This is a genomic window from Novosphingobium rhizovicinum (assembly GCF_040813635.1).
GTDB lineage: Bacteria > Pseudomonadota > Alphaproteobacteria > Sphingomonadales > Sphingomonadaceae > Novosphingobium > Novosphingobium rhizovicinum.
In genome coordinates this window covers 136,288-149,358 of sequence record NZ_JBFNXR010000052.1, presented here as the reverse complement: position 1 = coordinate 149,358, position 13,071 = coordinate 136,288, and the positions used below count along the sequence as shown (strand labels likewise).

Sequence of the window (13,071 nt, the reverse complement as noted above, 5' to 3'; positions counted from 1 at the left end):
CTCGCCACGCAGGCGCCCTTACCAGACCTGCACGCGCTTCTCCGGGGGCAGATACAGCGCATCGCCCGGCTTCACGCCGAATGCGTCATACCAGCCGTCCAGGTTCCGTACGGTTTGCGCCCGGAACCGCGCAGGTGCGTGCACGTCGCCCTGAACGCGGGCACGCAAAGCCTTGTCGCGGAACTTGGCAGCCCACGTCTGCGCGAAGGAGAGGAAAAGCCGCTGGTCGCCAGTCATCCCGTCAATCACCGGAGCGGCCTTGCCCCCGAGAGACGCGTGATAGGCGTCGAGGGCAGCGGTCAGTCCTGCGACATCGGCGATGTTTTCACCCAGAGTTTGCTCGCCGTTGACGTAGAGACCCGGCAGGGCCTCGTAAGCATTGTACTGCTCGACCAGGGCCTCTCCCTTCGCTTCGAAGCGCGCCATATCCTCGGCAGACCACCAGTTGCGCAGCCGCCCCGTCGCATCGAAATCAGCACCCAGATTGTCGAAGCCGTGACTGATCTCGTGCCCGATCACCGCTCCGATGGCGCCGTAGTTCGCCGCCGCGTCGCGTGCGGGATCGTAGAAGGGAGCCTCCAGAATCGCCGCCGGGAAGTTCAGGGCATTCTGCAGCGGCAGGTTGAGGGCGTTCACCGTCTGCGGCGTCATCCACCATTCGCCGCGATCGACGGGTTGGCCGATCTTCGCAAGCTGGCGCTCGGTGTTCGCCAGTTCGGCCCGCTCCCGGTTGCCGACCGGATCGTCAGCGCGGACGGCGAGGTTGCCATAGTCGGACCAGCGCTCCGGATAGCCGACGCCCACGATCATGGTTGCGATCTTCTTGCGGGCCTCCGCCTTCGTCGTCGGGCTCATCCAGTCGAGCGCGGCCACACGGGTGTCGAATGCCTTCAGCATGCCGGACACCATTTGCTGGATGTCTGCCTTGGAAGAAGCCGGGAAGAACCGCTCGACATAAATGCGGCCAATCGGCCCGCCCAGCGCGTTGTTGACGGCATCGAGGGCCCGCTTCTCGCGTGGTCGCTGCTGCGGTGTGCCGCTCAGTGCCTTGCCCTTGAATGCGAAGCTTGCCTCATCGAACTCACGGGGCAGAACCGCTGTGACGTCATCCATCCGGTGGAAGCGAAGCCAGTCTTGCCAAGCCGCCAGCGGCTCGCTGGCTACCAGCGCCGACAGGCCGGTGATCGCTGCGGGCTGCCAGACGATGAACTCCTGCTGTTGGCCGAGCCGCGCTGCCGGCCAGAAGGCGGCCCAGTCCAGCCCCGGCGCCTTCACTGCAAAATCGGACGCCTTCCACGGCTTGTCGGCCCTGTGCGCATCCTGGCTGGTGACGAGATCGGCGTGTGCTTTTGCGATCTTTGTCTCCAGATCGATCACGCGGCTTGCACGCGCCTCTGGCTCGTCGAAGCCCGCCAGCCGGAACAGGCTCGTCACATAGGTGCGATAGGCCTCGCGAACCTCGCGCATGGCGGGCGCGTCGGAGAGGTAGTAGTCCCGGTCCGGCATCCCCAAGCCGCCTTGAAGAACGTAGGGCACGGTCTTGGTCGGCTCGTCCAGCGCCTGGGTGACAAACAGGCCGAAGAGATTGCCCGTCCAGAAATCGGTGGCGTTCAGCGGGTCGACATCCACGCGGGTCCGCGCGCCCAGCATGCGCGAAAGGTCCTGCTTGCTCTTCAGCGCTGCGATTTCGGCGAACGCGGGCTTCAGGGGCGCAATGCCCCGCTTCTCGATACCCGCCGTGTCCATGTAGGCCGCGTAGTAGTCGGCGATGCGGCGCTGGTCGCTGCCTGCGGGAGCCTTGGCCGCATCCGCGACAATCGCGGCGGTGCGGTCCTCGGCAATCTTCGAGACGGTCAGGAAAATGCCGACCGAGGAGCGATCGGCCGGAATTTCCGTGCGCGCGCGCCACGCGCCGTTGGCGTACTGTTCGAAATCGTCCCCCGGCTTGACGGTCGTGTCGAACGCAGTGGTATCGACGCCGGACGGCTGCTCCTGCGCGATGGCTGTCGTGGAGGCGAGGAGGGCTGCGAGGAGAGTCACGGGAAGGCGTGCAGCGCGATGCGTCATGGAAAGGCGGTCTCCGATATGTACCGCACAAGGCGGTACACCCAGCAGCAGCGATGATCCAGATCCAAGAGCAGCCCCTGTAGCCATGAGGAACTCGACGCTCGGTCCGCGAGTTCACCGACGAACGTGTTGTCTGGAGAAGGAGAGAAGTCATGCGGGCAGGACTGGCAGCAATTGCGATGGCCATGGCCGTAACGGGCTGCAATGACAGCGGGGACGTGGCCGAGGACAAGATGGAACGTGCGGCAGAGGCACAGGCGACCGCCGCCGGAAACGAGACGGTGGCCCTCGGCCTGACCGAGCTTCAACTGCTCGATGCAGACCTGATCGGTGCCGACAATGTCGAACTCGGTGACGTTGTGAGGATCGAACGCGACACGGCAGGTAATGTCGATCGCCTGCTGATCGAGATCGAAGACAGCAACCCGGACAGGTTCGTGCATGTTCCTGTCTCTGGCCTCAGAGCGGTTGCCCGTGGGAATGACACGGACTTGCAGACGTCGATGACCGTTGCAGAACTGCAGGCACTTCCCGAGGTGAAACTGGTGCCATGACCTGCGGGTGTTGATCACCCGCTTTGCCCCGTAAGCCGTTGGCTGCCCGTCCGCGCACTGCAGGGACTATCCCGTCCTCTGCAGGCCGCAGGCGGGCTGTTTACGTTCCCAGGTCTCCCAGGAGTGCGGCTACCCGTCCGGTCCGATTGTCTTCTTCGGTCTGTTCCTTGAGGAGCCAACGCCCGTCTTTGGCGGCCAGTCCGTGACCAGAGGGCGGCGTGGCTCTTGTGCTATGCGGCGTCAGAGCGATCGCGGCCGGGCCTGCATCGACCCTGCTGATACCGGCATCGCGAGCCAGCAAGCGGATCCGTGCCATCTCGACAAGATTTGCGGCGGCGGGAGGCAGGGCGCCAAACCGGTCGATGAGTTCTTCCTCAAGAGCATCCAGTTCCGCTTCCTCGCTCGTTCGCGCGAGCCGGACATAGAGGCTAAGCCGAACGTCCGGGTCAGGGATCCACTCGGCGGGCAGGGCGCCGCTCCTCCCGAGGTTGAGCTCTGGCACCCAAAGCCGGGCCTCCTCGCCACGCGCCTGCTTGAGTGCGGCCTCGAAAAGGTGCTGGTACAGATCGACTCCGATCAGCTTCATGTGCCCTGCCTGGGTGTCAGCCAAGGGGTCTCCGGCGCCGCGCTGGTCCAGGTCGGCAGCGCTGATCTCGAACCCCGCCCCCAGGCGGTCATACGTCGCGAGCGTGCGCAGCCGCTTCATCGTTCTTTCGGCAATGTCGCTGCCCTCGGTCAGGAGCATGAGCTGTCCGCGCCGAATGCCTCGGCCCACGCGGCCGCGAAGTTGGTGAAGCTGGGCCAGGCCGAAGCGGTCTGCGCGCCATACGATCATGGTATTGGCGCGGGGCACGTCGAGCCCGGCCTCGATGATGTTGGTCGCAAGCAGGACATCACCGTCGCCATCGGCAAAACGAACCATCGCCTCGTCGATCTCGGCGGCTGGCAGCTTGCCGTGTGCCTCAATCAGGTCGAGTTGGGGAACGACGCGCTTCAGACGTTCGGCAACTGGCGCCATATCCTCAATGCGCGGCACAACGACGAAGCTCTGCCCGCCGCGAGCGCGTTCCCGCAGCAAGGCGGTGCGGATCAGTCCGTCATCCGGATTGGCCAGGCTCGTGCGGATCGGCTGGCGCCGTGCAGGCGGCGTCGCGATCACCGAGATCTGCTGCAGCCCGATCATCGCGCGATGGAGAGTCCGGGGGATCGGTGTTGCGCTCATCGCCAGCAGGTGAATGTCGGGGCGCACGCGCAGCTTCTTTTTGTCAGCAGTGCCGAAGCGCTGTTCCTCGTCGATGACGACAAGGCCCAGCTTTGCATAGCTCACGTCCTTGGCCATCACCGCGCCCGTGCCGATGACGATGTCGAGCGTCCCTTCGGCGAGAGCAGCCTTCACTGCCTTCTTCTCTGCTGTGCTGGAAAGGCGTGAAAGCGAGCCGACCTTCACATCTGTCCCAGCGAAACGCCGCTTGAACGTCTCGAGATGCTGGCGGACCAACACTGTCGTCGGTGCTGCAATGACGACCTGATAGCCTGCCAATGCCGTGAGCGCCGCAGCGCGCAAAGCGACTTCTGTCTTGCCGTACCCGACGTCTCCGATCACCAGTCGATCCATGGGACTGCCGCTTGCAAGGTCGTCCCGGACGGCTTGTATGGCGCGCGCCTGATCGGCCGTTTCGTTGAACGGGAATTTCGCGACGAAGCGCTCGTACTGCGCGGGTCCAGGTTCGATCACGGGCGCCTCGATCCGGCGGCGCTCCTCTGCCAGCGCCATGAGTTCCCGGGCACCCGCGGCAAGGGCCTCATCGATTGAAGCGCGTCGCTTTTCCCAGCTGGAGCCATCGAGCTTGTCGAGCGTCACCGCCTCGGCATCCGCGCCATAGCGCCAGATGCGCCCAGCGTCCGTCAAGGGCACGAGGCGACGGTTACCGCCGGCATATTCGAGTGCGATGACCTCGGCCTCTTCGTCGCCGGGCGCCGGCTCAAGGCCGGTAACTTTGGCGACGCCGTGATCCTCATGCACGACGACGTCTCCGGCGCGGATATCGCCGCCGTTTCGCGCGAGCCCGGTGGTCAGGGGCTCCGGCGTTTCGCCAAGCACGGCGCGGCTGCCAAGAAGATCGGCCGCCGCAACCACCACGAGCGTTTCCGTCATGGCGCCGCGGTCGATAGGCGCTACCAGTGCGGCAAGCGTCTCTGGCGGGAGCTCATCCAGGGCTGCTAGGCTCTCGATGGTCTCAACTTGCGCTCCGAGCAGCTTTGCCACCCTCGCGCGCAGAAACCGGATGTCCCGCTCGCCACCGGCAATGATGAGGCGCTTGCCCTGGTCGAGCAGCGGTATCGCGAAGCGCTTGAGCGAACGCAGCGGAGCGCGCTGTTCCGAGAAGCGCGGAACCGGGCTCGTCTCGACCAGGTCGGCAGCGTTCCCCGTCCAGTGAGACAGGTCCTTCGCCCAAGCCTCTTCGCAGGCTGCATCGATCTTGCCGTCTCCGGCGGCTTCCGCAGCGAGGCGGAGGAAGCGTTCGCGACGCTTTTCCGCCTTGGCAGACCGGTAGACCCTCGCCGGGCGCAAGTGAGCGAGAATGGTTGTTCCTGCCCCGGTCTCCGGCTCTATGGCGCGGCCAATCTCGAGCGTTTCGCACGCCTCGTCGGTAAGCTGGGTGGCAGCGTCGTAGCGGCGGATACCCGCGATCTGCCCATTCGTGAGATCGATGCGGGCGGGCGATCCGGCGTCGGCGGGGAAGATGTCGATCACGTCTCCGCGCACCGCCACCTCTCCGGGCTCGTCGACACGGTCGTCAATGACATAGCCAAGCGCTTCCATTTGCCCTGCAAAGCTGTCGACGTCGATTGTGTCGCCCGTTCGCAGGAGTGGTGGTGCCGCGTCGAACGCAACGGGGTCCGCGTATAGCCGGGCGGCGGCCTCGCCGCTCATGATGGTGGCTAGATGCCTACGCTCCTGGACTTGGGACAGCCGTCGCAGCCGGCGCAGAGCGGACACCCGGCGGCCGATATTGGCGGGAGATGCTGGCGCGCGATCTCCGGGCAATGTGTCGCTGGAGGGCAGGAAAACGACCGGGAAGCTCGGGGCGAGCGCGCTGAGGGCGACCGCTATGGCTTCGGCCTGCTGCTCGTCGTCTGCAAGGTAGAGGAGGTCGCCCGTCTCGAGAGCGCGGAAAAGCTGGAGCGCGATCTCACCCGTCCCCCGCGTCGCGTCGCTCACTTGTTGCCGTCCACGAGGTGGGCCGGGGTCGCTGGCCAGTCTCCTTCCGGGAGCGGTGGCAGGTTTTCGAACCAGTCGCGGGAGCGCCTCAGTTCAAGACTGTCGCAGTTGAAGGCAATATCGTCGCGCGGCACGGCGCGGAGTTCCTCGCCGATGCCACCCACGCCGTGAGAGGAAATCACGACATAGCTTACACTTCCGTCTTCGCAGGTGACCAGAGCCTCTACTGCATGGCCGATTGGCTCTTCGTCCTTGGACGTCACCGGCATGCCGGCAACGCCCGTAGCAGTGAACAGCGTCGGATAAGCTGAGCGGCGGCTCGCTTCAGTGGCCGACTTGCCCCCGTCTTCGTAGGCGCGCTGCTTGCCCAACCAACGCCAGACCCCGACCAGATTGACGAGAGTGAGGAAGCTGTTCGTCGCCAGCAGATTCGTCTGGTCGGAGGTGAACCCGACAATGGACCAGGAAATCGAGCCGACCGTGAAAACGACGAAGCCCGAGCCTGTGACACGCGCGCCGAGATTGGCAGCCGTCATCATGGCGGCAATCATGGTGGCGACAGGGGCAATCCAGCCGGCGGCTTCTTCCAAGAAAGTTGCTCCATTTCAACGTGCAGGGGAAGCCATGAACGCGCGGCCGCCGCCTTGGTGGCGGCCGCTGGTGCAACTTTCGTGTGAGGACCGGTAATGCCGCTTACGAGCGGCGAGAAGGCGCGCCGTTTCCCTCCAGCTCGAGAGGCTCTTGGGTGCGCGAACCCACGCCCTGCATCAGGAAATCGAGCAGTCGCGCCGGCAGTCTTGATCTCTCGCCCGAGCATCGCTGGCGAGCAAGGCTGAGCATCTCTATGGTGAGGGCAAGATCCTGCGGAGTGTAGTCGTGCCGGATCACTCCTGCCTCCCGGGCGCGGTCTACGACGGTCGAGAGGAGAGCGTCGTAGCGGGGCCTTGTAGCCTCGGTGAAAGAGCGGAGGCGCTCACTGTCGATCGATAGCAATGCCGGCAGAAAGGCTGCCGCGCTGGCGCTGCGGGTTTCCAGGAAATCGAAGAACAGCGTACGGCTGTCCGCGCTGGTCTCGATCAGTTCGCTTGCGGCATCCAGATCGTGTTCGATGACAGCGATGATCAGCGACTCGCGATCCGCAAAGTGCCGGTACAGGGTCCCACGCCCCAACCCGGCTGCATCAATCACCTCCTGAAGTGGGACGGTGTGGCCCCGCTCTCTCATCACCTTGGCCGCCGCCGCGATCAACTTTTCCCGGCTATTCCGCGCATCCCATCGCATTCCATCTCTCCCCGCAAACCCGTTAGCGCAAAAGGGGGCGATAATAAACGGACAAAGCTTGTCCGATTGTCCTGCACAGGATAGAGGGGTGTTCGTCACCAATCCTGGTCGCTTCCATGGTGAGTTCTTGCTCAGAAAAATAACGTGGCTGTTAGTCGCAGCCGGCTCCCTGCTCCTGTCGGCCTGCGGGCGTGAGGAAGCTGCGGTAGCGCCCCCGCCTGTTCCCGTGGACATCGTCACGCTTAAGGCGGAGCCGGTGCCCAACCTTATTGAACTTCCTGGACGGATCGAGGCGGTTCGCACGGCCGAAGTGCGGGCTCGCACCGATGGCATCGTGCTGAGCCGTCACTACGAGGAAGGCGCCTTTGTCGCTGCCGGCACGCCGCTCTTCAGCATCGATCCGCGCGATTATCGCGCGCAAGTGCAGTCCGCGGAAGCCGCTCTTCAGCGGGCCGTTGCCGCCCGGGAGAACGCATCGTCGATTGTGATCCGCTATGGACCGCTGATCGACGAACGGGCGGTCAGCGCGCAGGAGTACGATGCCGCGCAGTCCGACCTGCGGCAGGCGAGCGCGCAAGTGGCGGAAGCTCGTGCGGCGCTGGAGCGTGCGCGCCTTCAGCTCAGCTATACGACCGTTCGCGCGCCTATCGCGGGCCGCGCCGGTGCTGCCGAAGTGACCGAAGGCGCGCTCGTCAGCGGCGCGGAGGGAACGCTCATGACCCGCGTCGATCAGGTTTCGCCGGTGTATGCGGTCTTCAGCGCGTCGAATGCCGCCGTGTTGAACACGATATCCGATATCCGCCAGGGCAAGCTCAAGGTTCCCGCGCTGGACGCGGTGGAGGCCAAGCTCGTCCTGGAGAACGGTGAGGTTTATGGTCCCATCGGCCACTTGGACTTTGCGAGCCCGGTCGTCTCTCCGGAAACGGGAAGCCAGATCATCCGGGCCAACTTCATCAATCCGGACGGGCTGCTGTCACCCGGCCAGTTCGTACGCGGGCGCATCGAAATGGGCATGCGCCAGGGTGGCGTTGTCATTCCGGCACGGGCCGTCCAGATGAAGGGCGACCAGCCTGTGGTCTCCGTCGTCGGCACGGACGGGACCGTAACTGCGCGAAACGTGGAACTTGGGGCCATGTTGGGCAGCAGGTGGGTGATCAGTTCCGGGCTGAAACCGGGTGAGCGGATCATCGCCAACGGATGGCAGAAAGTTCAGCCGGGCCAGAAGGTGACGCAGGCACCGGCCCGTCCCGCGACCCGCCAGACCGCCGCCGCGGCCGGGCAGGGCGGCTGAGCCGATGAACCGCTTTTTCGTCTATAGGCCAGTCTTCGGCTGGGTCATCGCTGCTTTCGTTGCTCTGGGCGGATTGATCTCGCTGATCAGCCTGCCGGTCGAGCAATATCCTTCAGTCGCTCCGCCAGCGCTCAACCTCAGTTACAATTACACCGGCGCGGACGCCGAGACGCTCGACAGGAACGTGACTTCGGTCATCGAGCGGGAGATGAATGGCCTCGACGGCTTTCTCTACATGTCGTCGAGCAGCCGCTCCAACGGAACGGGCCAGATCACCGTCACCTTCGAATCCGGCACGGACATCAATGTGGCGCGAAGCGAGGTGCAGGATCGCCTCAATCGCGCCGAACCGCGCCTTCCGGAGGCGGTTCGGCAGCTCGGCATCCAGATTACCGACAGTACTTCGGGCTTCCTGATGGTCTTGGCGGTACTCTCCACCGATGGTTCGATGACGCCGCTTCAGGTGGGCAACTACACCAGCAACAACATCGTCAACGAGCTGCGCCGCATTCCGGGCGTAGGCGATGTTCAGCTGTTCGGATCGCAGTACGCCATGCGCATCTGGCTCGATCCGGCGAAGCTTGCGGGTTACTCGCTCACGCCTGGCGAGGTTTTGGCCGCCGTTCAGGAGCAGAACAGTCAGACCGCTGGCGGTGGCCTGGGAGAGCAGCCGATCGCCCGCGAGACGGAGTTCACGGCGAAGATCGTTACTCAGAACCGTTTCTCCAAAGCCGCGCAGTTCGAAGAGATCATCGTCAAGTCCGACCAGGGCGGATCGACCGTGCGCCTAAGCGACGTCGCGCGCGTCGAGCTGGGCGCTGAAAGCTACACGTTCAAGGCGCGGCTGAACGGCGATGAAATCGCCGGGCTGGGCATCCAGCTCGCCTCTGGAGCCAACGCCGTCGAAACCGCCAACCTTGTGCGCGAGCGGATGGCGGAACTGCAGAGTGCGTTCCCGCCGGCGCTCAGCTGGAAAGTGGCATTCGACAGCACGCCCTTCATCAACGCCTCCATCGACAGCGTCATTCACACTCTGGTCGAGGCGATGGTGCTGGTGTTCCTCGTGATGTTCCTGTTTCTGCAGAACTGGCGAGCCACGCTGATCCCCGCCGTGGTCGTCCCGATCGCGCTGCTTGGCGCGTGCCTTGGGCTGTATCTGTTCGGCTATTCCATCAACACGCTCTCGCTTTTCGCGATGGTGGTCGCCATCGGCATTCTCGTCGACGATGCGATCGTGGTGGTCGAGAACGTGGAGCGCATCATGTCGGAAGAGGGTCTTCCGCCGCGCCTGGCCACGATCAAGGCGATGGGGCAGATCCGCGGCGCCATCATCGGCATCACGCTGGTGCTGATCGCCGTGTTCGTGCCGATGGCGTTCTTTCCCGGCTCGACCGGCGGAATCTATCGCCAGTTTTCCGTGACGCTCGCAGTTTCGATCTTCTTCTCGGCAGTGCTGGCGCTCACGCTCACCCCCGCCTTGTGCGCCACTTTACTGAAGGAGGAGGCCCACACGCCCGAGCACCGCGAGCCGCGGCCGGGCATTCGTGGCTGGCCGCAGCGCTTCTTCGCCTGGTTCAACGACCGTTTCGCTCGGACCACGACGCGCTATTCGCACACGGTCGGGCGGATGATGCGCGCACCGATGCGCTGGATGGCGGTGTTTGCCGTGATGGTCGTCATCACAGCTCTGCTGTTCACGCGGCTGCCGGGCGGCTTCCTGCCGCAGGAGGACCAAGGCTATTTCATGGTCAACTACGAGGCCCCGGTGGGAGCGACGATGGAGCGCACCGAGGCTGTGGTGACCGAGACAGAAGCCTTTCTCGCCAGCAAGCCTCAGGTTCGCAATGTCATGTCCCTGATCGGCTTCAACTTCTATGGGCAGAGCCAGAGCGCGGCGCTTTCGTTCGTCGACCTGAAGCCATGGGGTGAGCGGACATCCGAAGCCGATCAGGTGCAGACATTTGTCGGAGACCTGCAAAGGTTCGCGCATGGACTGACGGGCGCGACGGTGTTCGCCTTGTCTCCGCCACCCATACAGGCGCTGGGCAACGCCACCGGCTTTTCGATGAAGGTCGAAGATCGCAGCGGTGACAATCGGGAAGGTTTGATTGCCGCGCGTAACGCCATTCTGGCCCGTGCGGCCCAGGAGCCGTTGTTGGCGCAAGTCCGGGCGGACGGCCAGGGTGACGCACCCGAGTTGTTCGTGGATATCGACCGGGTGAAAGCGCGGGCGATGGGTCTGTCCATCAATGCCGTGAACCAGACGCTCGCGATCGCCTTCGGTTCTTCCTATGCCAACGACTTCACGCAGGACGGCAATACGCTGCGTGTCTACCTGCAGGCCGAGCCCAGCGCGCGCATGACGCCAGAGGACATCATGGCGCTGCAGGTCCGCAATGCGAACGGGCAGATGGTTCCATTTAGCGCGTTCGCACGCTCATCGTGGAGATCCGGCCCGATCCAGCTGGAACGCTACAACGGCTATCCTTCGCTTACGATTTCGGGTGCGGCTGCTCCGGGCGAGTCCTCTGGCGCCGCACTGGACGCGATGGAGCGGATCGCGCGCGAAGAACTGAAGGGCGGAGACTTCGCTTTCGAATGGACCGGCACCGCCTTCGAGGAAAAGCAGGCGGGCGGACAGATCGGACTGCTCCTTGGTCTCAGCGTCGTCGTTGTCTTCCTCCTGCTGGCGGCGCTCTACAACAGCTGGGGCATCCCGCTCTCGGTGCTGCTGGTGGTTCCGTTCGGCATTCTCGGAGCCGTCCTGTTCACTGCGCTTCGCGGCCTTTCCGCGGACGTCTATTTCAACATCGGCCTTATCACGATCATCGGCCTCGCCGCGAAGAATGCGATCCTGATCGTGGAGTTTGCGCTTGAGGACGAGGACAGTGGCAAGTCGCCGGACGAGGCGACGCTCGAAGCATCCCGCCAGCGCCTGCGTCCGATCCTGATGACCAGCCTCGCTTTCATTCTCGGCATGGTGCCGCTGGTCATCGCCTCCGGTGCCGGTGCTGCCAGCAGGCACGCGGTCGGCACCGGCGTGATGGGCGGGATGATCGCGGCGACCGCGCTGGGCATCTTCTTCACTCCGGTCTTCTACAGCCTGACGCGGCGCTATCTAAGCAAGCGCAAGGACCCCGAGGGCGAGGATGCGCGCTGGCTGGCGAACCATGAAGATGTGTCGGCAATCGAAGGAAACGCGCATGCGTAAGGCGGCAATCCTCGCTTGCATGGTGCTGGGCGGCTGCAACCTTGCGCCGGCGTTCGATCGTCCGCCGCCCCCGATAGCTCCTGCCTACCCCAAGACGAGCCCTCCCGAGGGACAGGCGGTGGCGCTTGCCAGCGAGCTGTCATGGCAGGCCTTCTTCCGCGACGCGCGCTTGCAGGAGCTGGTGCAGACCGCGCTTGAACGAAACCGCGATCTTGCTCAGGCGTACGCCCGAATAGAGCAGGCACGGGCGCAATATCGCATTCAGGCCGCTGATCGCCTGCCAACGGTAGACGCCAACACCAGCGGTACACGGGCGCGGCAGCCCCTCTCGGCTTTGGGAGCCAGCGGCGCGGCCCTGCCAGAGGGAGCGCCCGATGGCGTCACCTTCAACCAGTTCTCAGCGAACGTCGGCGTCAGCGCGTTTGAGCTCGACCTGTGGGGACGCGTGCGCAACCTGAGCGAGGCGCAGCGTCAACGCTGGCTGGCTTCGGTAGAAGGGGCGAGGGCGTTCCGCCTCTCCCTCATCGCGCAAGTGGCCGCGGCCTACTTCGATATCCGCGCGGGCGAAGAACGCATCCGCCTTGCCGAACGTAGCCTCGAAGGGCGCCGCGAAGGCGTGCGGATCGCCAACCTCCGGCTCGATGCGGGCGTTACCTCGACGGTCGATTACGACCAGAGCGTGCTGCTGCTCACGCAGGCCGAGACGGAACTGGCACAGATCCAACTGCAAACGGAGCAGTCGCGCAACCTGCTCGATGTCCTCACGGGCGGGCCTGTAACGGAACCCCTGCCGCCTCCGGCCTCGCTTTCGGCTCAGCTTGTACCGATTGCGCCGGGTCTTCCATCCGATCTGCTGACGCGCCGTCCCGATGTGCTCGAAGCCGAATACAATCTGCGTGCCGCCAATGCCGATATCGGCGCCGCGCGCGCTGCGTTCTTCCCCTCGATCTCTCTCACGGGATTGTTCGGCTTTGCCAGCAATAGCCTCGATGCCCTTTTCAACAGTGGCAACAGGTCGTGGAGCTTCGGCGGTGCGGGCGCCCTCCCCATCTTCGACTGGGGACGCCGTGAAGGCCAGCTGGAGGTCAATCGTGCGCGGGCCGAGGAACTGGCGGCCGCCTACCAGCGTACCGTGCAGGGCGCTTTCCGCGAGGTTGCCGATGCGCTCGTCGCGCGGCAGCGCCTGGCCGAGCAGATCGAGAGCCAGACGCGCACTCTGGAGGCGCAGCGGCGCCTGGCCCGCACAGCAGGGCTACGCTATGAAAACGGGATCGCGATCTACCTCGAAGTGCTCGACGCTGAGCGCAACCTGTTCGCAGCGGAACAGGCGCTGATCCAGTTGCGCGCGACGGAGCTTCAGAATGCGGTGACGCTCTACACCGCGCTGGGTGGCGGTTTGGAGCCTCCGGTCAGCCCGGCAGAGTAGCCCGCTGCAAACAGACAG

8 protein-coding genes are annotated in these 13,071 nt (G+C 64.6%); 4 read left to right on the top strand and 4 right to left on the bottom strand.

The annotated features are described in order from the left end of the window. Positions 1 to 18 precede the first annotated feature (18 nt). A complete protein-coding gene (locus tag ABUH87_RS14950) occupies positions 19 to 2,067 on the bottom strand; it encodes a M13 family metallopeptidase (RefSeq protein WP_367774883.1) in 2,049 nt (682 codons plus the stop codon). Positions 2,068 to 2,219: 152 nt separating this feature from the next. On the opposite strand from ABUH87_RS14950, the gene ABUH87_RS14945 reads away from it, so the two are divergent. Next, the gene (locus ABUH87_RS14945; protein WP_367774882.1) at positions 2,220 to 2,621 is read left to right on the top strand and encodes a PRC-barrel domain containing protein; all 402 of its coding nucleotides are present in this window, start codon (positions 2,220 to 2,222) and stop codon (positions 2,619 to 2,621) included. Between the two features lie 100 nt (positions 2,622 to 2,721). Here ABUH87_RS14945 and ABUH87_RS14940 read toward each other — a convergent pair whose 3' ends face one another. The 3 genes from ABUH87_RS14940 to ABUH87_RS14930 form a co-directional block, all read right to left on the bottom strand. Then, entirely contained in the window at positions 2,722 to 5,844 is a 3,123-nt protein-coding gene (locus ABUH87_RS14940) for a TRCF domain-containing protein (RefSeq protein WP_367774881.1), read from the bottom strand. Next, positions 5,841 to 6,395 carry a PRC-barrel domain containing protein gene (locus ABUH87_RS14935; RefSeq protein ID WP_367775177.1) on the bottom strand — a complete coding sequence of 185 codons (555 nt, stop codon included), beginning with the start codon at positions 6,393 to 6,395 and terminating at the stop codon, positions 5,841 to 5,843. Before ABUH87_RS14935 ends, ABUH87_RS14940 begins: the two co-directional genes overlap by 4 nt. 142 nt (positions 6,396 to 6,537) lie before the next feature. Next, entirely contained in the window at positions 6,538 to 7,125 is a 588-nt protein-coding gene (locus tag ABUH87_RS14930; protein WP_367774880.1) for a TetR/AcrR family transcriptional regulator, read from the bottom strand. Between the two features lie 127 nt (positions 7,126 to 7,252). Between ABUH87_RS14930 and ABUH87_RS14925 the strand changes: the two genes are divergently transcribed. Genes ABUH87_RS14925 through ABUH87_RS14915 form a run of 3 tightly spaced genes read left to right on the top strand, consistent with a single transcriptional unit; the run spans position 7,253 to position 13,053 of the window. Beyond that, entirely contained in the window at positions 7,253 to 8,416 is a 1,164-nt protein-coding gene (locus ABUH87_RS14925) for an efflux RND transporter periplasmic adaptor subunit (RefSeq protein ID WP_419956712.1), read from the top strand. A gap of 4 nt (positions 8,417 to 8,420) precedes the next feature. Beyond that, on the top strand, positions 8,421 to 11,627 hold the full coding sequence (locus tag ABUH87_RS14920; protein ID WP_367774878.1) for a multidrug efflux RND transporter permease subunit: 3,207 nt from the start codon (positions 8,421 to 8,423) through the stop codon (positions 11,625 to 11,627). Beyond that, positions 11,620 to 13,053 carry an efflux transporter outer membrane subunit gene (locus ABUH87_RS14915; RefSeq protein ID WP_367774876.1) on the top strand — a complete coding sequence of 478 codons (1,434 nt, stop codon included), beginning with the start codon at positions 11,620 to 11,622 and terminating at the stop codon, positions 13,051 to 13,053. Before ABUH87_RS14920 ends, ABUH87_RS14915 begins: the two co-directional genes overlap by 8 nt. Positions 13,054 to 13,071 lie beyond the last annotated feature (18 nt).

Excerpts from the sequence above, each read along its gene's own strand:
- ABUH87_RS14950 (WP_367774883.1), bottom strand. The coding sequence starts at position 2,067 with ATGACGCATCGCGCTGCACGCCTTCCCGTGACTCTCCTCGCAGCCCTC.
- ABUH87_RS14945 (WP_367774882.1), top strand. The coding sequence starts at position 2,220 with ATGCGGGCAGGACTGGCAGCAATTGCGATGGCCATGGCCGTAACGGGC.
- ABUH87_RS14920 (WP_367774878.1), top strand. The coding sequence starts at position 8,421 with ATGAACCGCTTTTTCGTCTATAGGCCAGTCTTCGGCTGGGTCATCGCT.
- ABUH87_RS14930 (WP_367774880.1), bottom strand. The coding sequence starts at position 7,125 with ATGCGATGGGATGCGCGGAATAGCCGGGAAAAGTTGATCGCGGCGGCG.
- ABUH87_RS14915 (WP_367774876.1), top strand. The coding sequence starts at position 11,620 with ATGCGTAAGGCGGCAATCCTCGCTTGCATGGTGCTGGGCGGCTGCAAC.
- ABUH87_RS14935 (WP_367775177.1), bottom strand. The coding sequence starts at position 6,395 with ATGATTGCCGCCATGATGACGGCTGCCAATCTCGGCGCGCGTGTCACA.